The 25,644-nt window shown below is 35.4% G+C and carries 27 protein-coding genes and 3 pseudogenes; 12 read left to right on the top strand and 18 right to left on the bottom strand.

All coding sequences use genetic code 11. From position 1 onward, the window contains the following. Positions 1 to 94: 94 nt before the first annotated feature. On the bottom strand, positions 95 to 2,041 hold the full coding sequence (locus FY048_RS12570) for a phosphatase PAP2 family protein (RefSeq protein WP_446091350.1): 1,947 nt from the start codon (positions 2,039 to 2,041) through the stop codon (positions 95 to 97). A gap of 363 nt (positions 2,042 to 2,404) precedes the next feature. On the opposite strand from FY048_RS12570, the gene FY048_RS12565 reads away from it, so the two are divergent. Next, positions 2,405 to 2,827, top strand: coding sequence for a DoxX family protein (locus FY048_RS12565; protein WP_016138644.1), 423 nt, complete (start codon positions 2,405 to 2,407; stop codon positions 2,825 to 2,827). 147 nt (positions 2,828 to 2,974) lie between these two features. Here FY048_RS12565 and FY048_RS12560 read toward each other — a convergent pair whose 3' ends face one another. Then, positions 2,975 to 4,354 (bottom strand): EAL domain-containing protein, encoded by a 1,380-nt coding sequence (locus FY048_RS12560; protein WP_446091349.1) that lies wholly within the window; start codon positions 4,352 to 4,354, stop codon positions 2,975 to 2,977. Between the two features lie 369 nt (positions 4,355 to 4,723). On the opposite strand from FY048_RS12560, the gene FY048_RS12555 reads away from it, so the two are divergent. The 4 genes and pseudogenes from FY048_RS12555 to FY048_RS12540 all read left to right on the top strand — a co-directional run bounded on the left by FY048_RS12555 (position 4,724) and on the right by FY048_RS12540 (position 9,661). Beyond that, entirely contained in the window at positions 4,724 to 5,230 is a 507-nt protein-coding gene (locus tag FY048_RS12555) for a sigma-70 family RNA polymerase sigma factor (protein ID WP_017390315.1), read from the top strand. A 30-nt stretch (positions 5,231 to 5,260) separates the two neighbouring features. Then, positions 5,261 to 6,227: pseudogene (locus FY048_RS12550) on the top strand (FecR domain-containing protein). A gap of 58 nt (positions 6,228 to 6,285) precedes the next feature. Continuing rightward, entirely contained in the window at positions 6,286 to 8,814 is a 2,529-nt protein-coding gene (locus FY048_RS12545) for a TonB-dependent siderophore receptor (RefSeq protein WP_446091348.1), read from the top strand. 148 nt (positions 8,815 to 8,962) lie between these two features. Further along, positions 8,963 to 9,661 (top strand): DUF1826 domain-containing protein, encoded by a 699-nt coding sequence (locus tag FY048_RS12540; protein WP_446091394.1) that lies wholly within the window; start codon positions 8,963 to 8,965, stop codon positions 9,659 to 9,661. 43 nt (positions 9,662 to 9,704) lie between these two features. On the opposite strand, the gene FY048_RS12535 is transcribed toward FY048_RS12540, so the two are convergent. Further along, positions 9,705 to 10,175, bottom strand: coding sequence for a Csu type fimbrial protein (locus tag FY048_RS12535; RefSeq protein WP_151745203.1), 471 nt, complete (start codon positions 10,173 to 10,175; stop codon positions 9,705 to 9,707). Positions 10,176 to 10,686: 511 nt separating this feature from the next. On the opposite strand from FY048_RS12535, the gene FY048_RS12530 reads away from it, so the two are divergent. Beyond that, positions 10,687 to 11,124 (top strand): DUF2147 domain-containing protein, encoded by a 438-nt coding sequence (locus FY048_RS12530; protein ID WP_198496124.1) that lies wholly within the window; start codon positions 10,687 to 10,689, stop codon positions 11,122 to 11,124. Positions 11,125 to 11,281: 157 nt separating this feature from the next. Here FY048_RS12530 and FY048_RS12525 read toward each other — a convergent pair whose 3' ends face one another. From FY048_RS12525 to FY048_RS12505, 5 genes are all read right to left on the bottom strand, one after another. Next, positions 11,282 to 11,854, bottom strand: a complete 573-nt coding sequence (locus FY048_RS12525) for a TetR/AcrR family transcriptional regulator (protein WP_446091347.1) — start codon at positions 11,852 to 11,854, stop codon at positions 11,282 to 11,284. Between the two features lie 689 nt (positions 11,855 to 12,543). Continuing rightward, positions 12,544 to 13,170, bottom strand: a complete 627-nt coding sequence (locus FY048_RS12520; protein WP_213073792.1) for a hypothetical protein — start codon at positions 13,168 to 13,170, stop codon at positions 12,544 to 12,546. Positions 13,171 to 13,209: 39 nt separating this feature from the next. After that, positions 13,210 to 13,398, bottom strand: a complete 189-nt coding sequence (locus FY048_RS12515; RefSeq protein ID WP_446091393.1) for a hypothetical protein — start codon at positions 13,396 to 13,398, stop codon at positions 13,210 to 13,212. A gap of 145 nt (positions 13,399 to 13,543) precedes the next feature. Continuing rightward, positions 13,544 to 14,014 (bottom strand): hypothetical protein, encoded by a 471-nt coding sequence (locus tag FY048_RS12510; RefSeq protein WP_446091346.1) that lies wholly within the window; start codon positions 14,012 to 14,014, stop codon positions 13,544 to 13,546. 94 nt (positions 14,015 to 14,108) lie between these two features. Next, entirely contained in the window at positions 14,109 to 14,258 is a 150-nt protein-coding gene (locus FY048_RS12505) for a hypothetical protein (RefSeq protein ID WP_005041751.1), read from the bottom strand. A 514-nt stretch (positions 14,259 to 14,772) separates the two neighbouring features. On the opposite strand from FY048_RS12505, the gene FY048_RS12500 reads away from it, so the two are divergent. Continuing rightward, positions 14,773 to 14,925 carry a hypothetical protein gene (locus tag FY048_RS12500; protein WP_003650910.1) on the top strand — a complete coding sequence of 51 codons (153 nt, stop codon included), beginning with the start codon at positions 14,773 to 14,775 and terminating at the stop codon, positions 14,923 to 14,925. 110 nt (positions 14,926 to 15,035) lie between these two features. Here the strand turns inward: FY048_RS12500 and FY048_RS12495 are convergent, their stop codons facing one another. Beyond that, positions 15,036 to 15,275 (bottom strand): hypothetical protein, encoded by a 240-nt coding sequence (locus tag FY048_RS12495; RefSeq protein WP_127491211.1) that lies wholly within the window; start codon positions 15,273 to 15,275, stop codon positions 15,036 to 15,038. A 183-nt stretch (positions 15,276 to 15,458) separates the two neighbouring features. Further along, positions 15,459 to 15,683, bottom strand: coding sequence for a hypothetical protein (locus FY048_RS12490; RefSeq protein WP_446091345.1), 225 nt, complete (start codon positions 15,681 to 15,683; stop codon positions 15,459 to 15,461). Between the two features lie 280 nt (positions 15,684 to 15,963). Between FY048_RS12490 and FY048_RS12485 the strand changes: the two genes are divergently transcribed. Then, a complete protein-coding gene (locus FY048_RS12485) occupies positions 15,964 to 16,197 on the top strand; it encodes a hypothetical protein (protein WP_155120866.1) in 234 nt (77 codons plus the stop codon). A 110-nt stretch (positions 16,198 to 16,307) separates the two neighbouring features. On the opposite strand, the pseudogene FY048_RS12480 reads toward FY048_RS12485, so the two are convergent. The 3 genes and pseudogenes from FY048_RS12480 to FY048_RS12470 form a co-directional block, all read right to left on the bottom strand. Then, a pseudogene (locus FY048_RS12480) lies at positions 16,308 to 16,406 on the bottom strand (aminotransferase); the annotation flags it as partial. A gap of 37 nt (positions 16,407 to 16,443) precedes the next feature. Continuing rightward, positions 16,444 to 17,070: a hypothetical protein gene (locus FY048_RS12475; protein ID WP_446091344.1), complete on the bottom strand. Its 627-nt coding sequence runs from the start codon at positions 17,068 to 17,070 to the stop codon at positions 16,444 to 16,446. A gap of 202 nt (positions 17,071 to 17,272) precedes the next feature. Continuing rightward, a complete protein-coding gene (locus FY048_RS12470) occupies positions 17,273 to 18,133 on the bottom strand; it encodes an EamA family transporter (RefSeq protein WP_446091343.1) in 861 nt (286 codons plus the stop codon). Between the two features lie 118 nt (positions 18,134 to 18,251). On the opposite strand from FY048_RS12470, the gene FY048_RS12465 reads away from it, so the two are divergent. Next, positions 18,252 to 18,719 (top strand): Lrp/AsnC family transcriptional regulator, encoded by a 468-nt coding sequence (locus FY048_RS12465; RefSeq protein WP_004642213.1) that lies wholly within the window; start codon positions 18,252 to 18,254, stop codon positions 18,717 to 18,719. A 45-nt stretch (positions 18,720 to 18,764) separates the two neighbouring features. On the opposite strand, the gene FY048_RS12460 is transcribed toward FY048_RS12465, so the two are convergent. Together FY048_RS12460 and FY048_RS12455 are read right to left on the bottom strand one after the other, a co-directional pair. Continuing rightward, on the bottom strand, positions 18,765 to 19,319 hold the full coding sequence (locus FY048_RS12460) for a TetR/AcrR family transcriptional regulator (RefSeq protein WP_446091342.1): 555 nt from the start codon (positions 19,317 to 19,319) through the stop codon (positions 18,765 to 18,767). Between the two features lie 895 nt (positions 19,320 to 20,214). Beyond that, positions 20,215 to 20,865 (bottom strand): hypothetical protein, encoded by a 651-nt coding sequence (locus FY048_RS12455; protein ID WP_446091341.1) that lies wholly within the window; start codon positions 20,863 to 20,865, stop codon positions 20,215 to 20,217. 217 nt (positions 20,866 to 21,082) lie between these two features. Between FY048_RS12455 and FY048_RS12450 the strand changes: the two genes are divergently transcribed. The 3 genes and pseudogenes from FY048_RS12450 to FY048_RS12440 all read left to right on the top strand — a co-directional run bounded on the left by FY048_RS12450 (position 21,083) and on the right by FY048_RS12440 (position 23,410). Continuing rightward, on the top strand, positions 21,083 to 21,535 hold the full coding sequence (locus FY048_RS12450) for a PAAR domain-containing protein (RefSeq protein WP_446091340.1): 453 nt from the start codon (positions 21,083 to 21,085) through the stop codon (positions 21,533 to 21,535). Further along, a pseudogene (locus FY048_RS12445) lies at positions 21,528 to 21,848 on the top strand (PAAR domain-containing protein); the annotation flags it as partial. The gene FY048_RS12450 and the pseudogene FY048_RS12445, both read left to right, overlap by 8 nt. A gap of 1,127 nt (positions 21,849 to 22,975) precedes the next feature. Continuing rightward, complete coding sequence (locus FY048_RS12440) at positions 22,976 to 23,410, top strand: hypothetical protein (RefSeq protein WP_446091339.1); 435 nt, start codon at positions 22,976 to 22,978, stop codon at positions 23,408 to 23,410. Between the two features lie 189 nt (positions 23,411 to 23,599). On the opposite strand, the gene FY048_RS12435 is transcribed toward FY048_RS12440, so the two are convergent. The 3 genes from FY048_RS12435 to paaX all read right to left on the bottom strand — a co-directional run bounded on the left by FY048_RS12435 (position 23,600) and on the right by paaX (position 25,618). Continuing rightward, a complete protein-coding gene (locus tag FY048_RS12435) occupies positions 23,600 to 23,983 on the bottom strand; it encodes a PaaI family thioesterase (RefSeq protein WP_272274827.1) in 384 nt (127 codons plus the stop codon). 77 nt (positions 23,984 to 24,060) lie between these two features. After that, positions 24,061 to 24,666, bottom strand: a complete 606-nt coding sequence (locus FY048_RS12430; protein ID WP_446091338.1) for a gamma carbonic anhydrase family protein — start codon at positions 24,664 to 24,666, stop codon at positions 24,061 to 24,063. Then, complete coding sequence (paaX, locus tag FY048_RS12425; RefSeq protein WP_000062822.1) at positions 24,653 to 25,618, bottom strand: phenylacetic acid degradation operon negative regulatory protein PaaX; 966 nt, start codon at positions 25,616 to 25,618, stop codon at positions 24,653 to 24,655. The genes FY048_RS12430 and paaX overlap by 14 nt, the downstream gene beginning before the upstream one ends. Positions 25,619 to 25,644 lie beyond the last annotated feature (26 nt).

Here is a 25,644-nt window from a genome sequence, read left to right as displayed (position 1 = left end):
TGCTTAGCCGGGCCACTTTTCAGAATTGTTTAATTACACATCTGAAGTGGCCCAATTAAATTTTAACTATGGATGTTGTTTATCCGAGTTACGCTTATGACACCGTGAACTTAACGCTATTATTTTGATAGATTGGCATAATATCCTTGCCATTCAGTGTCACTTTTTTGTAGGTGCCTTGGACTTTTTTAGCTGATAACACCGTATACGTTCCTGCCGCTAAATTGTCTTTTGTGACGAGCTGCAATGTTCCATTTAAAGTAAGCGTATTTGCCACCTGAACTGCTGGAAGTACATTCGATTTAAACGTGATGTTGAATGTGGTCCCTGCAAGCTGAGTTAAATTACCCGCAATGTTAACTGTTTTAGCTGATTTGGTTTTTAATAGGCTATTTTCATGCATATAAATATCACCTTGACCAGCACCATGCTCAGACAATATTTCTAAACCACCTTGCTTTAAATCAATACCGCCAGTAAACGCGTTATTTCCTGTCAGTGCTAAAGTTCCCGTGCCTAATTTGGTGAGTTTACCTGCACCCGTAATATCATTACTCCATTGGTCATATTGGCTAAAGCCACCTAAACTGGCATCCATGTTCAGATTTACGTCGCCATCAAAGCTGCCATAACCTGCGCCCGCTCTAAACAGGTTTAAACGACCATATCCTTCTACGTCGTCCATGACTGGGTAACCCGAAGCAAGAGCAGTCGATTTCAAAACTACACGGCGCTGATCGGCAGTTAAATAAGGAAGTCGAGTTTCTAATAAAACTTCGGCTCCTTTAGGTACAGTGGCTATTTTTGTTTTATCGCCAATTTGGTTAAAACCATAGGTCATCCAATGATTCACCTGCTGTTTTAATTTTTCAAGATCGGCAAAACGGTCATTCGCATCATACGGTGTTTTAGACAAACTATTAAACGACTCAAACGTTGAGCTATTGGTTTCTTTCATAAGCTGTGTTTGAGCTTGTAAATAAGCTTCTTTTCGTTGCTCTACAGTCATGGCATTTAAGTTTGCAACATCTGCGGCAATCGACTGAAGTCGTCCGCCAATTACGTCCATCGCTGAATGCATTCCCGCAATAATACGTGAATCACCCAAATCTAAACCACGAGCGATTAGTTCCTGATAACGCTGAGGCACTAAATAAGCCATCGCAATTGCATTTCGGCCAGCTTCAGCCGTGTGTCCGCTTGGGAATCCACCGTCAGTTGCAGGCGTACTACTTTTTGCAGACTCTAAACTAGGCACTACAATAACTTCAGAACTCCAGCGCCACGGACGAGCATATTTATAAAAACGTTTTGCAGACTCTGTTGATGAGTTATTCCCCATCGCTTGAACAAATTCAACGACTTTTCCAAAGTTGGCGTTTCCATCAGCCGTCGTCAGCCCACTATTATTTCCTTTGTCATCATATTTTACTTGTGCGGCATCGGCTGGCACTGAATTGATTGTGGTGGTCTGCCCAGTGAGTTTTCGCCATGGATCGGTTAATGCTCCCATCCCTGTCGTTACGCTATAACTTTTTCCACGTCTATCATCCAAATAAGCACGAATAGCTTCTTCTTCTGTACGTTTATGGGTGGTCTGAATGGAATAATTAATATTGTAGTTCAATACATCCGCATTCTTTTTTGTACCGTCCGTACTGTCACCTGGTAAACCTGTCCAGTTTGATGCGACTACGGCAGGAAAGCCGTCTTTTGCCTCAGCAGATTGGCCTGCATCTACAAACAAACTTGATGGCGTCCATACATCTAAAAAGCCACTCAGCACACGTACCCCAGCATTTGTTTCAACCGTTGCATAACGTGCATCGCCACGTTGATTGGTCACCCATGAATCTACAATGGTGGTGATATTTGATGGGACTGGAGCAGTATCCTCAGAGCCTACACCCTTTGGCGCTGCGGGTATTTCTTGATTTGCTGCCGAATTATCATCAGAAGAATTGCTGTCATTACACCCTGAAAAAAAGACTGAACAAGAGATAAGGGAAAGTAAAAGTGTATTTATTTTAAAGCTTGACATGATGTGACCCGTTTAATAAATATCCGTATCTTTCACCATCAATGTTTAGTTGTTATTACATATCACCAGTTAATTTAAATTTATTCTAAATAATATCTTTGCAGTTTTATAGGTCGGAACTGCCCATAAGCAAACGAATAAGGAAATTCTTTAAAGACAAAGATATCTAGGTTCAGTGGGTGCAATTGTGAAACATTCTAGGTGATACTATACTCATACTCAGGAACACCATGTTTGGTATGGGCTGATTCGGCTATCGATATAGAATTATAAGAGTACAATCACTCTAATTAGAACTATCAAAAATGATTAAAGGTGCTCTCTATCACACTATCAACAATATACATATAAGGTGTATTTCAAATGAATAACTTACAATATTTTGAACTAAAAAGTGCCAGATCAATTTTATTATTACTTGCACGTGTACTGCTAGTTGCTCTTTTTCTCATCTCAGGTATACCAAAATTGATTGGGTTTGAGGGAACCGTGGGTTACATGCAATCATTACATACCCCTCTTCCTGTTCTTGCAGCCGCTATTGCTGTAGCAATGGAAGTAGGTGGTTCTCTTCTTATTGTGCTTGGCTTCTTTACCCGTCCAGTGGCTTTAATTTTTGCTTTGTACACATTAGGAACTGCAATCATCGGCCATGCTTATTGGAATATGACAGGTGATGCCGTTCATCCTAATATGATTAATTTTTACAAAAATATAAGCATTATTGGGGGATTCATTTTATTAGCGTTCACTGGTCCTGGAACTATCTCTTTGGATAAAAAGTAAGATCCTTAAATGATCAGCTAATTTAAGAAGCATTGAGCTAAACGCAATAAACAAACATAACAAAGTTAAGAAAAAAGAGAGCTCAAGCTCTCTTTTTTTATTTAAAAAACTCATAAAAATAAGAAGAAAATCCAATGAAATCAAAAATTAATCCGAACTATTCAGATGTGGTACTTGTTTAAGAAAATCTTTTAAAGGCATGGGGTATCCCCATAAATAGCCTTGAAACTCCGTGCAGCCATTGTTTTTAAAAGCGCTAAACTGTTCAGCAGTTTCAATTCCTTCTACTAACACTTGTAGGTTCAAATCTAGTCCAATTTTAATAATACCAGTGACTAATTTATTACTACGTTTATCATCCAAAGCTGCTTGTACAAAGCTACGATCAATCTTGATTTGTCTAATCGGCATCTTTTGTAAATAGCTTAAAGATGAATATCCTGTACCAAAATCATCAAGAGAAAGCTGAATTCCTTGTTTAGATAGGATATACATTTTTTCAATCATGCTGACACAATTCGTTAAAGCAATATTTTCAGTGATTTCTAATATGAGTCGAGATGGATTTATCTCATACTGCTGAATCAGCCCGATCACAGTCTGCTCAAAGTTTGGTTGCATGAAGTGATCAGCACTAATATTGATTGAAAGTGTAAGATCTTTGGTCTCGTCTTTTCTACTCCAATCTTTTAAAACTTTGCAAGCCTGAGCCAATACCCACTCCCCAATCTCTGGCATTAATCCAAAATTTTCAGCCGCGGGAATAAAATCTTTTGTGGGAACATAACCTAAAACAGGATGTTGCCATCGTAATAAAGCTTCTGCGCCAATTAGTGTTTCAGAAGCATTGATTTGCGGTTGATAAAAAAGCTCAAATTGTTCTTTTGCCAGTGCTAAACGTAGGTCTTGCACCATGGTATTTTCTGTCTGTATCTCTAATTGCATGGTGTAAATTGAAATACAAATCATGAGGGTAGCGACACAAGTTGCAATCCAGCCACCATGGTCACGAATATCTTCGGGCAAAGGTATAGCGCTCTCAAGATTAAAAGAGCTACCACTAAAAAATATAAAGCACCCAATCGACAATAGAATTAAAACGATTTGTAAAAAGCTTGGATTTCTACGGTAATTTAAATACCCCAATATCGCCCCAGCAGGTAAAAACAATTGAGCAACCTGCGGACGGTCATTTGTAGCTACATCAAAAAATAAGCAGAAAATAACTGGAAAAACAAGCAAAACGACTTGAGATAAAAGAATGCCCGCTGAAACACGGTTTATATAAATGAGAAAAAGGCTAAATATGGAGATCAGTGTAAAAAAGATGTCCATACCAACAATCAACCACATTTGAGAAAATGCGAAATATATGGTCCAAAACAAGCAAAAAATAATGCAAATAAAGATATTCGCTTTTGCTGCGATTGTAAGCTGCTGATCCTTTACGGCGCGGTAATTTTTCTGACGTTTTTTAAAGTAAGACGAAGCTATCATAAATAAATCAACCGTAAAATATTTCTTCATAGACCCCCATCTTGATCATTGATTTTCCTTTTCAATATTCACCAATAAAACTTCATGTTTTATTCCCTTGTTCTTTATATGATTCTTCTTGAGATCGGTGTTGTTTTAATTGTGGTGGTACAGTCCAGTTGTTTAATTGAATGATGTTGCTTTTTCAATCACCCTATAATTTTAAAGTATTATTCCCTAACGATACATCCCTCAGCGACTAAGGTACAGGCTTTAAATAGTGAAAAATTAGAACATTACCATTTTTAGAATATATCGTTTCAATGATTGATATTAATAATAATTATCATTACTATTTAAGAATATCTTAAATGTTTGTTTAATTGTGCTACTCATTACCAATTTGTGGGCTCCTCTGCTATGAACCTGAATGTAGATAAACAAGTATGGTTTAGCCAAATTTACCGTTCTCAGCAAACCACGCTCTTGTCATGGTTTAAACATAAGCTTCAGCATCATCATCAATCTGAAGACCTGAGTCAGGAAGTGTTTTATCGTGCTTTAAAAAGTGAATATAGTTTTAAACAAATTAAAGAGCCACAAGCATGGCTAATGGGAATCGCCAAGCATGTCATTATTGACCACTGGCGTCGTCAGCATATTGAAAATCTCTATCTCGATGCCCTACAACATCTTCCAGAAGAATATTACCCCTCTGCCGAACATGAAGTTTATATTCAAGAAACCTTGTATCAGGTTCATTTAATTTTAGAAAAACTACCTACCCGAACAGCTCAAGTGTTTTTGATGTCTCAACTAGATGGCATGACTTACCGAGAAATTAGTGAAAAAATGGATATTTCTGAGGCCACTGTAAAAAGAGATATGAAACAAGCTTTTTTAGCATGTATAGACCTCTATAATTAAATCCGTTAAACATGCTTAAATTGCTACCCTATGTCAGATATTACGAAAATCCCTCACCATGTTTTAGATGCAGCCGCAGATTGGTTGGTACTTTTGCATTCAGGGGAAATGACAGCGTTACAGCAGCAACAGTTTGAGCAATGGAAAGCTGAAAAAAAAGAACATCAATTAGCGCTCCTGCAAATGGAAAAATTTAGCCACGGTTTATCAAACCTTGCAGGCAACTTCCCTTCCGAAGCGTTAGTCCAGTCCAATCAAAAATTTAATCTCGCTGCTAAACGTAATATGCTGTTAAGTCTTTCGGGTTTAATCATTGTTGGCTTGTCGGTATATTTCATCCCTTGGGAAAAATGGCAGTCCGACTATCACACCAAAGTCGGTGAAATTAAAAAAGTATCGTTAAAAGATGGTTCACAACTCATTATGGCAAGTAATTGCTATATCGATATAAATTTCACACAAAAGACACGTCAAATAAAATTAATAGATGGCGAAATCTATATTGAAACAGCAAAGGATGCTCAACATCGGCCATTTATTGTCGAAACCAAGAATGGTTCGGTAGAAGCCTTAGGAACTCAATTTTCAGTGAGACAAGAAAATAGCGAACAAACAAAAGTTAAAGTGTATAAGCACGCAGTAGCCATTGAGCCAGAGAACTCATCTAAACGACAGATATTAAAACAAGGCCAGCGTGCTTTTTTTGACGAAAAATATATTTCAAAATCACTTCCACTCGATAATGATCAGCCTTACTGGACGCAACAACTTTTAGTCGTAGATCAATGGCCACTCCAAAAAGTATTGGATGAATTATTCCGCTATAAAAAGGGAACCTATAGCATTGATCCGGAATTGAAAGATATTAAGATTTCTGGCGTGTTTTCTCTAAAAAATCCAGAGCAAAGCTTAGAAACTTTGGCCTATAGCCATCAACTTGAACTGACCTATTACAGTCCTTATCTGTTAAATATTAAAAAAAGATAAAAAAATGTGACCCTTTTTTTGATCTGGTTCGACTTATAGAGAAATACACTCTCTGTCGAGAAGACCACATGAAGGATTATCAAGCAAAAAGTAAATTGGCTTTGGCTATACGTGCAGTGCTGTGGAGTACGCCATTGGTGGTCACGGCGCTTACCACAACTTCTGCTTACGCTGCGCAAACTTATCGCATTTCAATTAATCAAAGCACACTTGATCAGGCCATTAAGCAACTAGCGATTCAAACAGGTACGACCATTAGCTACGATAATGCGAGCCTTTCAAAAACAAAAAGCAAAGCGCTTAAAGGGAATTACGCTGTTGACGATGCTTTAAGCCTGTTATTACAAAATCATCCATTTGAAGCTGTTAAAGTCAACAACGGCGGTTATAGCATCCGAATAAAGGCTTCGCCCGCTCCAATTGAACCCAAAGTTTTTCAGTTAGAAGCCATTAAAACTAAAGCAAATAATAATGAACTTGATACGGCGGCTGGTGAAACGAGTACAGCTCATTTAGCAACGATTCATATCAATGCCGAACATGGCGAAAATCTAACAACTGAAGGATCTGGGTTATACACAGCGAAAGCCACCACTGCCTCTACGGGCTTAACTTTAAGTTTGAAAGAAACACCTCAGCTGGTCAGTGTAATCACCAATCAACAAATGAAAGATCAGAACCTCACCCAATTAACTGATGTTGTGAGTCAGGCAGCAGGCCTTTCTATTAAACAAGGCGGAAATATTGGCAGTGATAATTCGCCCATTTACGCACGTGGCCAAGAAGTGGATAGTTATTTACTCGATGGTGTCAAATTACTTAGTTCATATTCAAGTATTTTCCAAAGTCAAGATATGGCTTTATTTGACCGTGTCGAAGTTGTCCGAGGTGCAAATGGCTTAATGACAGGTGCCGGAAGTGCAAGCGCAAGTATCAATCTGGTCCGAAAAAAACCATTACAAGACTTTAAAGCTTCGGTGAGTGCCGACATCGGTTCTTGGGATTATTACCGAGCCGATATTGATGTTTCCACCCCACTGAATGAATCAGGAAGTATTCGTGGCCGTACTCTTTTTGCCTACCAAAAATCAGACTCCTATATCGACCGTTACAACGAAGAACGTAAAGTTGCTTATGCGGTAGTAGAAGCTGATTTAAATGACCAAACCAAAGCAAGTTTAGGTGTGAGTTACCAACAAATTGATATGACTGGGGTCGCTAGAGGTGGCTTACCAAGCTTTTATACAGATGGCACACTCATTAATTGGTCTCGCTCAGATTCAGCGGCAGCGAGCTGGACAAGTTCCGATCGTTCAACCACATCTTACTTTGCAGATATTGAACACCAGTTTAATGACCGTTGGAAATTAAAAGGTGTGGTGTCTAGAACCATTACAGATTCAGATGAAATTGTTGGCTATACCTTCTCAAGTGAAGGGATCGATAAAGCCACAGGCAGCGGGGCGATGTTATATGCAACCCGTTGGGATTATCGTCCAACTCAAGACTTATTTAACTTAACCTTAAACGGTTCATTTGATTTGTTTAATCAAACTCATGATGTGGTGTTAGGGACAACCTACACAAAAAGCAAAAATAAGCGCCCTACCTATTCTGGCTGGAATAACGGAATGACATGGGATGGGACTCTAAAAAATATTTTTGCTTGGGATGGCAGTACACCTAATCGCCCCGAAACAAAAATAGATGGTTGGTACAGTGGCGATGATCGTAGCCAATCTATTTTTGGTGCTGTTCGTCTTAAAGCAACCGATAATCTTGCAGTCATTTTAGGCACCCGTGTAGAAGACTGGGAACGTGTAACGGGCAACCATTCAGATGCTAACAATAAGACCACCTACACAACACAAGAAGAAAGTGGCAAGGTGATTCCATATGTAGGTATTACCTATAATTTCACTGACAACTGGACTGCTTACGCAAGCTACACCAATATTTTTTCACCGCAAGATAAGAAAGCTGTTACAGGCGAATACATAGACCCATTAATAGGTAATAGTACCGAGCTGGGTATTAAGGGTGAGTTTTTTGATAATCAGTTAAATGTTGGTGCTGCTATTTATCAAACAAAAGAGGACAATACAGCGATTGCATTAGCAGATGTATTTGCCCCAGATGGTTCCCAAGCCTATCGCACAGAATCTGGCACCAAAAGCCGTGGCTTTGAAATTGAAGCGACAGGTAAGTTGACTGATTTATGGCAAGTTTCCACAAGCTTCAGCCGTAACTTATCAAAAGATAGTCAAGACAACCGATTAAATACCGGTGTACCAAATAACACAGCCAAACTGTTTACCACCTATACCCTGCCTTATCTTGATGAAGCCCTCACCATTGGTGGCGGTGTTCGTTGGCAAAGCGAAATTTATGAAAAAAATGCGGTCTCCGCAACAGGTAGATTTACTCAAGAAAGTTACGCTTTGGTCGACTTAATGGCACGTTATAAGGTGAACAATAATCTTATGCTCAACTTCAACCTTAATAACTTATTTAATGAGAAATACCATTTAGCCACCACAAATAGCTATTACGGCGCTCCAACTAATTTTCGAGTGGGTGTGAAATATGAGTGGTAAATAAATTATTCGACTTTTAAAGACCTTACTTCAGAGGCAAATAATATTACTTCTGAAGTAAGGTTAAATCTACTTAATAAGCTGGACTAGAATATTTTCGCCTAATCTCAGGCTATAATTAGACATGCTCAATTATTTTATTTCTCATATGAAGAATACGTTTTCTGACAGCAATCAAATTAGGCAAGTGTTTAGTTTCTCTGAACTTATAAGTACAAAGTTTCAAGGAGAGGCAAATGCGATGTGTTGGCACAGAAATTTGGTTGGTGACTTTAAAGAAATTGTGAATAAACTTCATTTAAAAGAAAATATTACAGAAGTTTCTATTGAAGAGCTTTTAGCGCTACAACTTTCTGACAAAGGCAATTTGGCAAGGAAAACTATTTTACAAGATATCGAGCAGTTAACTGAATTTGGTGCATCACCTGTACTTAATTTGCTTAAACATTATGAACGCGATGAAGAGCTAGATTTCATTTCAACAGACGTATATTCATTTCATGTTGATCGCTCCCCCATTGAAACATACACCTTTTTATGTACCTATCACGGCGCTGCTAGCGATATTGTGCCCAATGATCAGGTTGAACAAAAAGTTTTAATCCCAGAAATTAGAGAAAAGCTCAAAGCATTATATGAAGGCCCAGATGCTAAGTTTGAAGCCTTCTTGGCAGAGTATTTTTTTGATTTGCATTACCAGCCTAAATCTAACGCCCAACCTGTAAATTTAGGCACAGGACATTTGTGGCGTCTGGCGGTAGACCATCCTACACAACAGGTTTTACCGTGTGTTCATCGAGCACCTGTTGAAAAGGATGGCGAGTATCGGTTGCTGTTGATTTGTTAAATGTTTCGGTGGTTCTTATATTCATCATTACTTTTTTCTACTCTTAATATATGACATTCACACGAACCCAATCTTCATACTTGGTTGCCTGAACATTGGTACTCGATGTAATTGCCCCATGAATAGGAATAGTTTCTTTCATTCCTGTTGCAATTCCTGAACGTATTTTACTTCCCGACCCTCCCCAAATTTGAGTATGACCAGCATCTTGATAGAGTACATATGCAACAGATGCTGTGCTTGCAGCAGATTTAAGTTCAAAGTTATTGTCTGAAGTTACCGCCAATTGATACGGTGTATTTTGACTACATTGGACAGATACATCCGTTCTTGCACCAGCAACTGGCTGAGAGCGAACAACTGAACCAAAATCTAAATTTCCTTGTGTGGAAACTTCACACGTTTCTACAATAGTTAAACTGACCTTCAATGATGTAGATGTATTTCCGGCATCTGCACTATTTATTATCAGCATTCCCATAAGAGAAAATAAGGCGTATTTAATGACTTTCATTTCTTCTCCTTATATTTTCGTTCTAATATCTATTCGTCTTTATATTGTTATTTCTCTGTTCTGGTTAAAGAAACAGTTTTCAGGATCTTTTAGTTATAAAACTTAATATTGCGGACTGTCAATCAATACTAAACACATGATTTCCATCTTATTTTTATAAATTGTGATGAATTACACACAATCTAATTAATTTTAAAAGTAGTTGATGTTTTTTTATTTCTTTTAAGCAGATATTTTGTCAACATTGATCACCATGTATACCAACCTACTCGCCCTACTTCTAAAGATTATTAATAATCTGATCATCGGCTTTTAAGGCCATATTTAATAATTATGTCCATTATCGCAATTGCATAAAAAAAACGATCAAAATAATATTACGGGAAATAGATTATAACTTTACATATTATTTATCTTATTGATTCAATATAAAGAAGATTGTGAAGTTAAATTTAAAATGAATCATTCTGGCGATTAAAGCCATCTGTTTTTAATTAGAGAAACTATTGATATGAAAAAATATTTATTATTACTTTTACTCAGCTTTTATTCGATTCATTCATTTGCTTCAGACAAACTACATGGCAGCGTTTGGAAAACAATTGATGATGCAACCAATGAACCCAGAGCACTGGTAAAATTTAGCGAAGATAAAAATGGTAACCTGTCTGCTAACATCGAAAAAATACTCGTTCCGAGTGAAGCCAATAAATGTACGATGTGTGAAGGTACCTACAAAAACAAATCTTTAATTGGTTTAACCATCGTCAAAAATTTAAAAAGTGTAGGTCAAAATAAATATGACAAAGGATCTATCCTCGATCCACAGTCAGATAAGACATATCGTTTTAGTGCAACAATGTCACCCGATGGGAGCAAACTTATCGCTCGTGGATACATTGGTATCTCTGCAATTGGACGGAACCAAACATGGTATCGAATTAAATAAGCTTCGAGGTCTTTAAAAGTCTTTATTTATAAATTGCATGGTTTTTTGACTTAATCCTTTATCTCAAGAGCCATGCAATTTTCTAAAGAAATTTCTTTCTAATCTTTTGAATATACTAGTCTAGTTAATCAGTTAAAGGTGGCATAAGGCCTATCATTTAAATTATTCCCTTACATCCATTCAACCCCACAAAAAAACAATCCAACACCCTTTCCCTCTGGTCCGCCCCATCTGAACTTAAAAGCTGAATAATTGCCCCTTCAATCATATATAAAAATAGTTTTGCATCCTGAAAAGTCGCATCGGTTTTTAGTTTTATAAGCTGACTATAGATCTCATTGATTAGCCACGTTCTATATTTAATCGCAACTTGATAGGCGTTTGGATAGGTCTGTTTCGTTTCAAAAATGGCTTTAAATAATAAATAGTACAGCCCTTCTAAATCTGTATGTAAGAAATAGAGCTTCTTAAGCTTATCAACCACATTAGTGTTACAGTCATACTCAGCAATTGAAACCACTTTTCCTTTCAAACGTTCTTTTTGCACAATCAAACAGATTTCAACAAACCGTTCCTTAGAGTGAAAATAATTATAAAAAGTTGCTTTGGGAATTTCACACTCTTTCACGATTCGGTCGACCCCAACAATATGAAATCCGCGATGGTGAAATAAATCAATCGACTTATTGATGACTTGTATGGCACGTGTTGGGAGAACTAACTTTGGCATAGTTTTACCGTTATAAAAATTCTTGTTGTTTCTAAATGAGATACTTTTTGGGGAGAAAAAAAGGCACAGCAAAGCCGTAAAGACTGTGCGTGGCACATCTCAAGTTTTATTGTTGATGCAAGTTTTTTTGAGCCGTAATGACTTAAAGCCTGAAAACTCTAAAGGTCGTCAAGCTGCTTTATTTTTTAAGCTGTGTCGTTATAGCTTTTGGCAAAGGTTGCCAAGAAATAATGGATGTGCAAAGCCAACTCCTTTTTATTGGGAGTTCTGCCTAAACATTAAAATTATGGTGGCAGAACGAAAGAGGGGTTGACGGACTGGTCTCAGAGGCCAGCACACCCGAGGGTGTCCCCCCTCCCGTTCCACCTTAGAGGGGGGCACGAGGGGCTAAACACTAAAAGAAAGCTCTTTTAATGCTCTGAGAAGCGGTCCGTCAAAACCGACTGGCAATGTAGGCCAGCACGCAAAGGATAGTGTCCAACCCTTTTGCAGTCAAGCACACGAAATGACATTTGCTTTAAAATAGATCATTAAAAAGTAAGGATAAATAATGAGTGAGTTATTGTTAAGTGGGGGTTATAAAGCAGGCATAAATTAAAACAGCCAAGTGCAGATAAGTCTTGAGCTGAATATACACAGATGTTGTGTATGTTGCAGATTTGAACCAAGAAAATAATTTACTCTTAAATTTATTTTTTCATAGGTAGTAGTAAAACAGGGTCTTCAACATCATAACCAGTTTCTTCTGGAACCCCCAGATATTTAACGACAACTAACCTCTTATTTTGTTTAGGCACTCTATAATTTTGGGAAATTTTTATTGCTTTGGTGTAATGAACCGCAATATGGGTCTTACTTTGTAAAGACGGCGATTTTACAACATATTCAGTTTTATATTGTGTCATCTTTTCTGAAGGATCAGACCAAGCTGATATTTGATTCTGATGACTTTTTAATCTTTGAATTTTTACAGTCTTACTATTACTTACGATCAAAGGGGTTAAATTCTTTTTAATTTTTTTTATAGCCTTATTAAATCCACTACTATCTTGATCATAATCAATCTTATGGGTTTTTGGATTGATATATAGAGATCGAACTTCAATAAGTTTATCGGGTGATTTACTATTTAACAGATAATAATATAATTGTGGTAGACGTCCTCGACCATCTTCATAATGTCTTAATACATAAAGTTTTTTCTCTTTTTGCTGATAACCCAATACTTCAATTTTTTGTCCACCACCCACTGTCGCATAAGTATGTGCGGATAACGTAAAAATAGCACTAAAACTTAGAATTTTTAGAAACTTCATTAGCTGATATCCTTGTGGTTTTTTAGACGGGAAAATTAATTAACGAACATAGAGTGGATCTTCTTCAACAAAAAACACTTCACCCGATGAAGGTAGAATCCATTGATAGGTTCCGTCTATTTTCTTCATTTTTTCTTTAAAAATATTATATACAGCTACAAGATCATGTTTTTCATCATATTCCCCTACATAGCCCAGTGCCTTTTCATCCTGAAACTCTCTAAACATTTTATGCATTTTGACGGCTCTAAGTTCCATATCTTTTCTCCTTTTTATTATCACTACAATAATTATGATCTCTTTTTATTTTCAATACTAAAAAAAATGTACCAAAATATATCTTATAAAATATCAATCAAATATTTATTGGATTTTAATATTTATCAAACCTAAACTTTTCCATATCGTATGGTATGTCTAGCTTCACACTCCATTGATTTGATTCTTCACTCATTATAACGGCATCAACTTCAAAAGCATCTGTCTCACTAAAACCTTTTATTTTTAAAAAATTAACAAAACTAGAAGAGTTTATTTTATTAAGATATCCGACTCTTAAAGTATCTATATATACTGCGATTTTATTTGTTTCTTTTTCGAGGCATATTACAGCATTTTTAAAGACTTTCACGCTACCACCATTTTGGTTGCCGACTAAAGTTATCAATTCTTCTTGGTATAAAATTACAATTATTTCATGTTCAAAAAAATTTTTGTTCTCTGTAAATATTTTTCCAGCTATTTTTAGGGTGCTTTCGGGGAGCTCTAGATTAACTGTAGAAAAAACCTTAAATAAAATATAAGCAAAAATAAGTAAGATAAAAATTATTATTATAAAATACATATTAAAATATTCCTCTTAATTTTATAAATTGGCAAAAAGAATAGTTATTCTTTCTACCAACCAATATTTTTAAGAAAAAATATAAATTTCTATATTATGATTTTTTCTCATTTTTATCATTTTGATTGACTTTTTCTACGTCATTTTGCTCAGGAGTTTTAGGTTCAAACTCTTTACCATCTTGTTGTTGCTGTTGTTGCTCTTTTGATTTGTCTTGATCGCTTTTAACTTGGTCCTGAGACATTAGAGTCTCTCCTATTTAATGGTGTGCAGATGATTATCTAGCACTTAGTTAACATAGTCCCTTTACCTTTATATAGATACAGCGCAAGTGTATCTGAATGTGATACTGTTGTTTATTGTCACAATACATATATTTTAATCACCACACAGAATAAATACTTTAAACCCTTATATTTTTTATTATTTTAAGTTTATTAACTTTACGCTCATACCTCAAGTACAAATTTAACCCACAAAAACAACATCATAAAGTTTTTATATTTTAACCACAGATGTGGATATCATATTTTTTTTGCAGACTATATAAATAAAATAGATTTAAAATATCTATTAATTTTCATCCTTGATTTAAATTTTACTATTTAAATCAACATATAAGATATTTTTTAAAAAATAATATCTATATTAAAGTATATAAAGGAACATATCACTACATACCACTCCCATAACTACCGCAATGTAACTCAGTGAAAGGTATACTATCAAACTTCACTACTCTTATTAAGAAGCTTAAAATGTCTGATTTTAAAGACTTTTCAAAAAAAGCAACTCAGAACCAAAATGACTCCGATCCAAAACCAAATGAGGATAAAGTTGAAAAACCAGCCCAGCCATCTGAATCAGAAGATTCTTCACCAATTAAAAATAATGAAGAAAAAAATAAATAAAAAGATAAAATTTTAATTAATATGAAAGAAGTACATTTTTTGGGCTTCTTTCATATTAATTTTTTATAAAAAAATCTTCCAACCAGATCCTTTAAAAACTCAAAACCCAATTAATTTTTAAATTTACTTAAATCTTTTGAATTAAAATCTGGATCGACATGTGTTTGTATTAATAAAATAAGTTCTTCATTTACTTGTCGGATTAGCTGTGCTTGTAATCGGTTATCTTCAAGCTCATCAACTAACCGAATAATAATATTCCTCAACCATTCACACTCTATTTCTTTCTCTGCATTTTTTTGGGCAAGATAATTTAAAAGTTTATCTTTTTCAATCAATTTATCTCCCATATAGACACCTACAATCCAAACTAAATTATTTTCTTTAGATTACAGGATAAAAGAATAGATTCATGAATAATTATGTATGGATAAATTTCAAAAATTAAATCTATAAAATATTTAAAGTTTATTTTAATGAAGAGGATAGCTTCAAAATTCCACCCTCTTTTATAATAAATTATTTATTTTAATTTAGGTAACTAAAAGTTTCGTATTCAGTATTAATTCAACTCTTTTTTGTGCTTCATAGAAGTCAAGTTCTTCACTTATCCAAAACGAATGAAGTTGCCCATCTAAATGAAAATACTCTTTATTATATTGAGAACCATGATCAGAATAATGGTTGTCTACTTTGAAATGAGTGTGATCATTCTTTCTTTTTTGACCATCAAGTATGCCGCCAATACAGATATCCATTTTAATGCCAATTATTAATCGAAATTGACTATAACACACATAGATCGGTTGCTCTAAAAAGAGTTGTTACCCGTAATTTTTCTACCATTTATCAATGCATTATGCATTTCATATATCTACTTAAATTTACAGGTAATAAAAAACAATTTGTATGTCTTGGATATTTAAATATGCAATATTAGTATTTAATTTTCCAGATTTCATATTAGTGAAAATAACCCTTCTTTGATTAGATAAATCTCTATATGCTGCAATGAACCACTTACAGAAAATTATTCGAATGGCCGAACAGACCCTACTACAAGAGCTTAACTCGCGAATCGAATATTATTCTTCAAGAACGGACTATCCGCTACGCAGAATTTTAATAGGCTACCGTGCATACGCAAAATTAATGTTATGCACCTCTTTCTCAGATGAGGTCATAAATTCTGCAATTGATCCAAACAAACGCAAATATAAAAAGTTAAAAATTAAAATTACTAAAGACGATAATCAACTTGATCTTGAATAAATTAATTCATTCATTTTTATAGATAACTGATTTAATTATATAAAAATTAAAATCCTTTTTGAAATATAACCATTTTTAACTCTCAAAATGATTAGAAAATAGCAAATGGGTATTTTCTTTTGCTCATTTACAATTTCAATGATCGCAGGATGATAATGATCAATACTGGCAATATTGTCGTAAACATCCAGATAGTGATGCCCTGCTGCTACAGATTTGAACCAAGAAAATAATTTGCTCTTAAACTTATTTTTTCACAGGCAGTAGTAAAACAGGGTCTTCAATGTCATAACCAGTTTCTTCTGGAACCCCCAAATATCTAACTACAACCAACCTATTATTGTGTTTAGGCACGCTATAATTTTGGGAAATTTTTATTGCTTTGGTGTAATGAACCGCCACATGGGCCTTACTTTGTAAAGATGGCGATTTTACAACATATTCGGTTTTATATTGTGTGATCTTTTCTGAAGGATCAAACCAAGCTGATATTTGATTCTGATGAGTTTTTAATGTCTGAATTTTTACAGTCTTACTATTACTTACGATCAAAGGAGTTAAATTCCTTTTAATTTTTTTAAGCGCTTTATCAAATGCTGTACTATCTTGATCATAATCAATCTTATGTGTTTTTGGATTGATATAGAGAGATTTAACTTCAATAAGTTTGTCAGGCGATTTACTATTTAATAGATAATAATATAGTTGTGGTAAACGTCCTCGACCATCTTCGTAGTGTCTCAATACATAAAGTTTCTTCTCTTTTTGCTGATAACCCAATACTTCAATTTTTTGTCCACCACCCACTGTCGCATAACTATGTGCGGATAAAGTTAGAATCGTGCTAAAAGTTAAAAATTTTAGAAATTTCATCAGTTCATATCCTTGTGATCTGGTAACTATATTGTATAAATATCAATCAGATTAAAATGATACTTGAGTAAGTGTTACTTGCTGTTTTTATATTCTTTTGTACAGAATCAGCTTTTTTAAGGAGGGGTTCTCTAATTATTATTTCTCCCCCTTCACACGACTCATCTAGCTTTTAGACCTAAGTCACCATAAATGAATGGGCTTATGCAGTATTACGTTTATAGGAGAAATAAGAACATCCTGCACACGATGCCATAATAATTGCTATACCAAAGATCTGAAAATGATTTAATCGTTCATCTAAAATCAGCCATCCAGCTAAAGCACTCACCGCTGGTGATGCGCTCACTAATATTCCAAAAACTCGCGGATGCAATTTTTTCATCGCAACCATATCTAATATAAATGGAATAGCACTCGCCAGCATCGCCATGAGTAAACATGTCAAAAGAATCTTATAACTATCAAAAATATGGATAATGTGAGAAGCCCCTAAAGGTGTTGCAAACAAAGCTGCTAGGAACATTCCAGTCGCAACAGAGCTTCCACCCCCTTGTGCAACTTTAGAGCCATAAATAATATACAGTCCCCAACCCACGGCAGCCACAAGCGCATACGTCATACCAATAAAACTAAAGTTATTGTTTGAATTGCCCATAGGTAAAAAAAGCAAACCAATAAGAGATAATGCTCCCCAAAAATAATCTAATTTATTTTTGGACATTAAAATAGCAACCGTAAGTGGTCCCAACACTTCGATGGAAATCGCGATCCCCACAGACATATAAGAAAATGCTTTATAAATTAAAGTATTCATTAAAGTGAGGATGGCCCCATAAATAATGAGATTTTTCCAATTGGTCTGTCTATTCCAGTCTCTCCAAGGTTTATAAACAATCCATAAGAAACATGCTGCTAAAGCAAGTCGAGTTAAGGTCACTCCTTCTGCACTCAGAATTGGAAAAAGGGCTTTTCCTATTGATGCTCCTATTTGCACAGAAACTAAAGATAGAAATGCGGCTGCAAATGCCATGCCTTGCTTGGAGTTTGTCTCAATCATCATATTTACCACTCTGGGAATGATTGAAATTTTAATTCTATATAATCAATATATTTCTTCTATTTCTCTCAATAAAACGATTAAATAACTCTATATTTAAAGCTTAATGAGAGATTTACTCATGTCAGATATTTCTTTAGATAATTTTGATTATGCAATCTTAAGAATACTTCAAAAAGACAATAAAACTTCGCATCGAGAAATTTCTGAAAAAATTGGCCTATCCTCCGCTTCAGTTCAAAGACGTATATCTCGTATGGAAGAGAAGGAAATTATTTTAAGAAATTGCGCTATTTTAAATCCGCTAAAATTTGGAGAAAAAATTACTTCTATTATTGAAGTCCGACTTAGCGAAGACCGCTCTGTAGTTATGGACAGAGCGAAGCAATACTTTGCTTCTGTTGAAGAAATTCAACAGTGCTACTTTGTGAATGGAGGAGTCTCTTTTATCATTATCATGCTGAGCAACAACTTATCTCATTTTGAAAGTTTAGTTAGAAAACATTTTGCGGATAATGAAGATGTAAAAACATATCGAACCTTAATTGTTTTAGACCGTGTAAAAGTAAACTTTGAGTTAAATATTTAAACTTTTCTAATTTTGACTTCCTCCCCCAAACATAGGCTTAAACGTCTAAAGAAAGACATTAGAAATCATATTCCAGTAGCTTTCTCTGTCGTCTACCCCATCTGAGCTTAGATGCTGAATAATTGCGCCTTCAATCATATATAAAAATAGTTTGGCGTCTTGAAAGGAAGCATCGGTTTTAAGTGCTCTAAGCTGGCTATAGATTTCATTGATTAACCACGTTCTATATTTAATTGCGTCTTGATAGGCGTTTGAATAAGTCAGTTTTATTTCAAAAATGGCTTTAAATAATAGAAAGTAAAGCCCCTCTAAGTCGGTATGTAAAAGATAAAGCGCCTTGAGTTTATCTTTCACGTTTGAGCCTTGGCCGTACTCAGCAATTGAAACCACTTTTTCTTTTAATCGTTCTTTTTGTACGATCAAACAGATTTCAACAAACCGCTCTTTAGAGTGAAAGTAATTATAAAAAGTCGCTTTTGGAATTTGGCACTCTTTCACAATTTTGTCGACCCCAACAGCATGAAAGCCGTGATGGTGAAATAAATAAATCGCCGTATTAATAACTTGTATAGCACGTGTTGGGAGAACTAACTTTGGCATAGTTTTACCGTTATAAATTCTTGTTGTTTCTAATGAGATACTTTTTTGGGAGAAAAAAGGCACAGCAAAGCCTATAAAGACTGTGCTTGGCACATCTCAAGTTTTGTTGTTGCTAAGTTTTAAATAAAAAAGACTTAAAGCCTGAAAACCCTAAAGGTCATCAAGCTGCTTTAAATTTTTAAGCTGTGTCGTTATAGCTTTTGGCAAAGGTTGCCAAGAAATAATGGATGTGCAAAGCCAACTCCTTTTTATTGGGAGTTCTGCCAGACATTAAAATTATGGTGGCAGAACGGAAGAGGGTTCGCGGACTGGTTTCGACTCCAGCACACCCGAAGGTGTCCCTCTCCCGTCCTACCGCAACGGGAGGGAACGAGGAGATGCTCACACAAAACTATTCCTCAGAAGAAATAATCCTGATGTGGTCGAAAAAACCGGTCCGCGACGACCGTCTGGCAATGTGGCCAGCAGGCAAAGAATAGTGCCCTGTCCTATTACAGTCAAGCACGCAAAATGCCATTTGTTTTAAATTAAATCATTAGAAAAGTAAGGCTAAATAATGAGGAAGTTATTGTTAAGTGGGGCGTTATAGAGGGGTATGAAACTGTAAATATGTACTGTTTAATGGAATTTCCCTATTCTACTTACATTACAGTTAATCTAATAATTATATTTTCAAATCAAAGGGCAGTTTTATAACTGCCCTTTGATTATTAAAAATTATAAAAAGATAATTATGCATAATGAGTATAGATAATTTATTTACTTTTTGGAGGTTTTGAATCACCGACAATAATTAAAGGTGGTCTAGGAGTAGGTGCTGGTTTAGATTTTGATTTATCCGTCATTTTAGTTCCTGCTTTCTTTTTTTGGCGATTGATGAATGATCCAATCTTGCTCAACGGGTGGTCGTGGAGCAGGTTGTGGTTGCGGCTTTGGTGGTGTTGTGTTCGACATTTTTCTTACTCAAATCGATAATACAAGTCGTGGTTATAGATTTAGATGGTTTAACTCCTCTAGTAGATAAATCTATAATAATTGAAAAAAGTAGTAAAATTAAAATTACACCTAAGATACTTGTTGCTCTATAGGATTTTTCTAATTTTTTTTTCTTATTAGCCAAACTTCTTTCATAACTTTCAATTATTGTTGAAAGATCATCAGATAAGCCTTCATAAATAACATCGATATTATTAGTTTTTATATAACTATTCATTTGTGATGTTGCAGAAAACTTATTAACATCAGTAACTTTTAAAACTAATAATAAGTATCTTGAAATATGTAGAATTAAGAAAAAAGATATACATAGAAAAATAATTGGTAAAGTAGATATAAAACTATAACTTGAAATTTCAAAAAAGTAATATCTTGATATAATTCCAATTGTTGCCATTACTATAGTAACAAATGTTAGATACTTAGTAGCTTTATCATCTAATCGAACAGTTTGTGTCTTAACATGCTCATATTGTTTACTTAAATATTCATATAAGAATTTTAAATTTTCAGAATTTAATTCTGCTTCTTTTTTTGCTTGTTCTTCCATATCTTGATCTTAAATATCAATATTTTTATAAACTTTATCATAACGTTTATTAAAAATTTTAGATATTATTATTGTTAGGAGTTGGATTAGCCATCTGACTTGTAACCTCTCCCTCTTAAGAAAAAAAGCTATTTAAGTTCACACAAAAATAGACAGATCTGTATATTTTTCTTTGTTATGATATGTCCTATTCATAAAAGTAACAAGGAATTATAGTTTGGCTACACCAAAGTTTTTAAATGAATTACCTGTAGAGCAATTATTCAAATTATCTGAAGAAGATATTACTCAAACTATTGAGGCAGAGCAGCTTTATTATCACCACAAACCACATACTGTGTATTATCTTGCTGTGAATGGTTCAAAAACGCGAAATGGTGGCTTGGTTAGAGTTTTAAATGCTGACTATAAAATTGGTGGTATTACTATTGCCTCTATAGGCGATGAGGCTATATATGCCGATGGAACCACTTCTAAAATTATTTCAGGTGCAGGTGTTTCCTGCATTGTTAATGGAAGGTCAGTAGCCTTAGTAGGAAGCCGCTTGGAAAATGGCGATGAAATTATTGATAGTCCAAATACTTCAATTGCTATCCGAATTTTTCAAGATCAACCAATCCCTAAAAACTTTTTAAACCATGATGACTCTCGAGGATTCAAACATGGCTAAAGGTTTTGCTATTCACAATGCTATTACTGATCATGGCGGAATTATTCCATCAACTCAATCTAGAAGTTCACAGCTAGGTAATTTATTCGTTAGAGCTGGCGATGGGCATATGTGCCCTAAATGTAAGTGTTGGTCTACAGTGGTTAAAAGTCATGATCATGTGATTATGGATGGCAAACCAGTAGCTTATGCTGGAGATAAGGTGACATGCGGTGCCACGATTCTACCTCAACAAAGCCATGTTGTTGGGGAAAGTGGTGGTGGAAGCTCAAGTACCACAAATTCTAGTTTTCAGCCCACCAATACTCAACAGAAAAACAATTTTATGGATGATGCAATAAAGAAAAATGAAATTGTTTTAAAAGATGTAATGCTTAAACCATTTATACCTTTGGGAGCACCTAAGCCAGATGGTTCCCCAAGTAATAGCAATTTAGTTTTCTCTGGTTCAACTATTAATGCAATATTTGAGGCTATCGTCTTAGAAGTTAAAAAAGATGGAAAATTTATAGAAGTAAAAAGAATCGAGGGGGCATTTCAAGGTACTAAAGAATTTAAAATCCAATGGGATGGATTCATTCAGGACATATATGATAGTAAATTCATGACAGGCTCAAGTGGTGTCATGTTTAGAGTTAAAGGTATTAATGGTGGTAGTGCTATAGCCTTAGATGAAAAAACTTTTAATTTCAAATATTTTAATAAAGACTGGATGGATATTGTAATTAATAGAAAAAAATTAAAAGTAGATATTACCCTTAGAGTTAATTTTGTTGATGGTGGTGCTAAAGGGCTGTATAGCGGACACTTGGTCCCAGCAAGTCAAATAAAAATACGTCGAGTTCAACCTTATTCAACACAAACCAAGGATTTTTCACAACTTCTACAATTATCAATTGATGGAATTAATTATTATTGGAGTAGAAATCAATTCCATGCAACGGGTAAAAATATTTCTTTAGATGGCAAAAACTATGAAGTTTTTGTAAAAGCAAAAATCTCTAAAGTAAATGCTATGCCAGAAATGAAATTAACATATGTCACCAATGTTGATCCAAATGACCCAATGTTTAGAAGTTCAAATTCAGCTCTATCAAGAAAAACAGCGTATATAACTGGATATTTATATTTTGATAGAACAACGTGGGGATTCTATCCAGAAACGGTATCGGACAAGTCATTTAAAGAAACAATAGCTCATGAAACTGGCCATGCTATTGTGGAAGCTTATGGAGGAGTCATGGACTCTATAACGCATCATGGTTCATCAGAGATTTGGCAAGTTCCAAAATCTGGGACAAGCTACCCTATATCAGGAGAAATAGATTTGATGAAATATGCCAAAGGTAATTTAACAGCAATTCCAAGTTGGGATAAAAATATGGTTGCAAATAAAAAAGATGTAACTGGGCTTTTATTTATTTCAGGAATCTCAAAACAATGAAAAAAATAATAACACTGCTACTCTTTTTTTGTATGACAGTAACTCTTTCAGCTTGCTCACAGAAAGAAATTTATCTTACTCCAGAAGTGACAGGCTATATTTATAATAACGCTACGAAAGAACCTCTAAGACTACAAAAAGGCTTTATTGGATTTAATGGCTTAACTCCAAATGATGCTCCCGAGCTTGTTTTAAATAAAGATGGTAGTTTCACATTAAAACCTATTGCAAAAAAATATTACTTTTTTAAACCAGACATGCATGAGTACTCTAACATGGCTGCTTTAATTTATATTAGTTTTGTTGGGTTTAAGGTAAAGGATATAGACTATTCTGAGGAGAAATATAAAAGAATAAAAGCTGATGAAGGTGAATTCAGACCTTATAAAAAAGTTAATTTAGGTGTTGTTTATCTAGACCCTGAAAAATAAAGCCCCTTCACGACTCATTATTTATAAAAGGTGAGTAGCTAATGTAGTCTAACTAAAGCACACCCTTTTCAATAAATCAAAGCTAAGTACGATAACTATGACTTAGCTTTGGAACATAACCAGCCTATTCAACGCTTTTATTAATTTAAATAATTTCTCCTCTGAGTCTCCTCGCCCCATAAATACATATCACGGCGCAAGCCTATAACAGGTAGATGTAAATAAAGCGACTCTATTATTTAAACCATCTGTTATCACCACTTCATAATGCGCAAATTTTTTACTACTTCCGACCTTGGTTGCCGTTGCAAATAACACCCTATCTTTCGCACCGCTCATATAGCGAATATCAGCTTGTAGGCCTGTATATGGCGCATCCCCTGCATTACAAGCCATCGCAAAAGTAATATCGGCTAAAGAAAATATAACACCACCATGCACGCCGCCCAATGCATTCATGTGTTCGTCTTTCACATTAAGCTGACAACGCGCTTCATCAAAACTGCGATGCAGCACTTGAACACCCAATAGCTCTGCGAATTGATCAACCGCAGTAGTTTCCATTTTTTGCACAAACGTCTCCCTACTCGTGCGAGTATTCCTTAAATGTTATAAATCTATGTATATTGAAATCGACTTATTAAAAGCCGTTAAACACTATCTTGTTTAATCTGATAGTTTGAAGAACTAAAGTCCTTATAGGTCAAGCGGTCATCCAACTCTGAGCTTAAAGGCTGAACTTCTTGCATTGAGTTTAAGCATCGCTGCGCAAGCTCAATGTATTCTTGCGTGCCTCTAGTTTTCCACTTTTTTTCTTGTTCTGATAACTCACGTGCAACCTTGGCAGGACTGCCCATTGCCAATACATTTGCCGGAATTATATCTTTGGTTTTGACCAGACTATTTGCGCCAATAATAGTGTTTTCACCAATTTCGGCACAGTCCAAAATTACGCTGTTCATGCCGACCAAAACATTTTTACCAATGCGGCAACCATGCAAAATTGCACCATGCCCAATGTGCCCCATTTCTTCAACTAAAGTCACGCTTTGTGGAAAGCCATGTACGGTGCAGCTATCTTGTATGTTGGCATTTTGCTTAATATGAATACGGCCAAAATCGGCACGCAATGAAGCAAATGGCCCCACATATACGCCCGCTTCAATAATCACATCACCAATTAAAACAGCAGTTGGGTGTACAAAAGCCTCTGGGCTGACGACTGGAATAACACCGTCAATACTATAACAAGGCATGATTTAACCTCTCATTTGTCGCAACCAAACCTCCGAAACGGCGCCAATAATGTGCTGTGGCATTTGGCATTGGTCCTTCTGCTGTTGCGGCAACAGACAAGAAGTATTCATCGGCAGGTTCAAATACTTTTTTATAAATATTCATTGATAACGTTCGTGCACTAATCGCAGGCCAGTCGGTTGGCAACAATTCAAGCGGTAATGCAGGGTCTTTCAACAAAATCCGTCGATAATAATGAATCAGCAAAGTTCGAATTTGAAAGGCCTGAACAGGTTCGAGTTGTTCATTTTCCTGCATGAGCAACACGCCAATTTCCCTAAAAATATCGAGAAACTGTAAATATCTTTGGCGTAATTCATCGATTGGCCAGTTGGTTCTGAGCATACGACCAATTGTATCGACCGAATTATTAAAGAGCTGCAATGTTTCGGCTTTAAACACCACCACTTGCTCACTCATATTTAAGTCGACCAACAACCGTTGCAGTTCAATACGGTTACAACCCGGATAAGCCATTAAGTTTGTCGAAATATTGGCAAACCCTAACCATTCGAGTTCTTTCTTTAACAACGCTTTATTTTCAGTGTCGAGGCTAGACATCAGAATAAGATCCCAATAATGGTCCCACTCTTTCATCTGGTCGTTATAAATACGTTGCTCGGCCTGCAAATAGGTCGAACGGCTCGAATCGGTAATTCGATAAAAACTGGTTCTGCCGATTTTGTCCGAACATAACCAATCATTTTTAACTAAACGAAAAACAGAGGTTCTTACAGCACGGTCATTAAAACCAAATAGCTCTAATAATTGAATCAGGCTTGCAAGACTTATATTTCCACCCCGATGAAGTACTGAATCTCCAAAAATTGTCGAAATAAGCGAAGTTCCACTTAAGGTCTCATTCTTTACAACAGAATCAATTATTTGCTGTATTTTTGCACTCATACTCATGTCTTGGCGTTTAGTTTCAGGGTATA

Source organism: Acinetobacter sp. 1124_18A, assembly GCF_052824995.1.
Note: the sequence above shows the minus strand (reverse complement) of the source record. Positions and strands in the feature narration are given on the sequence as shown.